The sequence below is a fragment of the Roseomonas sp. TS2 genome (genome assembly GCF_058833935.1).
Genome location: NZ_JCACVY010000327.1, coordinates 1 through 2,170, shown reverse-complemented (window position 1 = coordinate 2,170; position 2,170 = coordinate 1). Strand labels below are relative to the sequence as shown.

The 2,170-nt window shown below is 72.6% G+C and carries 3 protein-coding genes; all 3 read right to left on the bottom strand.

What is annotated here, in order from left to right; all coding sequences use genetic code 11:
* The coding region (locus ACZJYS_RS24080; protein ID WP_493180611.1) for a hypothetical protein at nucleotides 1–244 on the bottom strand (244 nt) is incomplete at its 3' end.
* Nucleotides 245–287: 43 nt separating this feature from the next.
* Nucleotides 288–1,670, bottom strand: coding sequence for a S41 family peptidase (locus ACZJYS_RS24075; RefSeq protein WP_379652433.1), 1,383 nt, complete (start codon nucleotides 1,668–1,670; stop codon nucleotides 288–290).
* A 132-nt stretch (nucleotides 1,671–1,802) separates the two neighbouring features.
* The coding region (locus tag ACZJYS_RS24070; protein WP_493180610.1) for a murein hydrolase activator EnvC family protein at nucleotides 1,803–2,170 on the bottom strand (368 nt) is incomplete at its 5' end.

Genomic DNA, 2,170 nt, shown 5'->3' with positions numbered 1-2,170 from the left:
CCGCGTCCGGCCCGGCCGCAGGGGAAACGGCCCCGGGGGAACCGGCCGCAGGGGAAGGGGCCGCAGGAGAAGGGGCCGCCCGCGCCGCCGGCGCGGCAGCGCGGGGCGCAGGCTGCGGCGAGGCGAGCCGGGCGGGCCCTTCCGGCGCGCCGAGCCAGTGGAGCACCCCCACCGTCCCGATGCCGCCGGCCAGGACCACGGCCCAGAACACCCCCAGCGCCCGCCAGGCGGCCCGAGCGTCCATGCCGCTCATCCCCCGCTCATCTTACCCCGCGGGCGCGCGGCGTTCAGCGCGCGGCGCGGCGCTGCGGCTCGGCCGCAGACCAGGCGCGCAGCAGCGACACGGCCTGCTGCAGCTGGAAGTCGGTCTCCGGCTTGGTCGGGTCGAAGGCCGGCGCACCCTCGGGCGGCATGCGCTGCACCTTGTCCAGCACCCCGGCCGGCAGGTTCAGCGGCGGCAGCGGCGCGCTCTCATGCGTGGCGTTGTCGTTGCGCAGCGCGCGGCGCAGATCGGCCTCGCGGTCGCGCAGCGGGGCGTTGCCTTCCTCGCGGGTCGCCAGCACCTCGACATCCGGGCTGATGCCCAGCGCCTGGATGGAGCGGCCGGAGGGGGTGTAGTAGCGCGCCGTGGTCAGGCGGATGGCGCCGTTGCCGGGGATCGGCATGACGGTCTGCACGCTGCCCTTGCCGAAGGACTTGGTGCCGAGCACCACGCCGCGGCGGTGGTCCTGCAGGGCGCCGGCGACGATCTCGCTGGCCGAGGCGGAGCCGCCATTGACCAGCACCACCACCCGCAGCCCCTCGGTGATGTCGCCGGGCTTGGCGTTCCAGCGCTGCGCGTCGTCCGGGCGGCGGGCGCGGGTGGAGACGATCTCGCCCTGCTCCAGGAAGTCGTCCGAGACCTGCACCGCCTGGTCCAGCAACCCGCCCGGGTTGTTGCGCAGGTCGAGGATCAGCCCCTTCAGGTTGCCGCCCGCCTGCGACCGCATGGTGGTGACGGCGCGGCGCAGGGCGCTCTCCGTCTGCTCGTTGAAGGAGGAGAGGCGGACATAGCCGATGTCATTGCCTTCCAGCCGGAAGCGCGCCACCTGCGGGCGGATCACGTCGCGGGTCAGGGACAGCTCGATCGGCGTCTCGGTGCCGGGCCGGCGGATGGTCAGCTTGATGCTGCTGCCGCGCTCGCCGCGCATCTTCTCGACCGATTCCTGCAGCGTCAGGCCCTGCACGGATTCGCCGTTGAGATGGGTGATGAGATCGCCCGGCTTGACGCCCGCCTTGGCCGCCGGCGTGTCGTCGATCGGGCTGATCACCTTCACATAGCCGCCTTCCTGGCTGACCTCGATGCCGAGGCCGCCGAACTCGCCGCGGGTCTGCACCTGCATGTCGCGGAAGGAGCGGGCGTTCATGTAGCTGCTGTGCGGGTCGAGCCCCTGCAGCATGCCGTTGATGGCCGCCTCGATGACCTCGCGGTCCTTCACCGGCTCGACATACTCGGCGCGGACACGCTCGAACACGTCGCCGAACAGGTTCAGCAGGCGATAGGTCTCGGCGCGGTTGCCGGCCTCCTGGGCGAAGGCGGACATCACGGGCGGCGCCACCACCGGCCCCAGCACGGCGCCGGCGGTGAACGCCGCCGCCACCACCCCGACCATGCGCATTCCAGGCTTCATGCGGCGACCCCTCATGCCGGTCAACGATCCTTTCGCCGTGGCGAGTTCCACGGCCCTGCGAGACACCCTAGAGCGAATTCCTGTGCAAGGGGCAAACTGAAACCTTTCTGGACAATTGACCCCTGGCGCCGGCTAGCCACGGCCACGGAACCACGCCTTCGGGTCCACCGGCTGGCTGTTGCGCCGCAGCTCGACATAGAGCGAGGCGCGGCCATTCTCCTCGCCGCCGCCGAGCTGGCCGACCGGCTCGCCGGCCAGGACGCGGGCGCCGATCTCGGCATCCAGCCGCTCCAGCCCCGCCAGCACGAAATGGTAGCCGCCCCCGCAATCGACAATCAACAACTGCCCATAGGAGCGGAAAGGCCCCGCGAAGGCGATGCTGCCGCCGCAGGGGCTGACCACCCGCGCGCCGGGCGGCGCGGCATAGGTCAGGCCGCGGGCCGGGCCGCCGGCGCCGCTGTCGCCGAAATCGCGCGCCAGGGTGCCGGCCACCGGCTGGG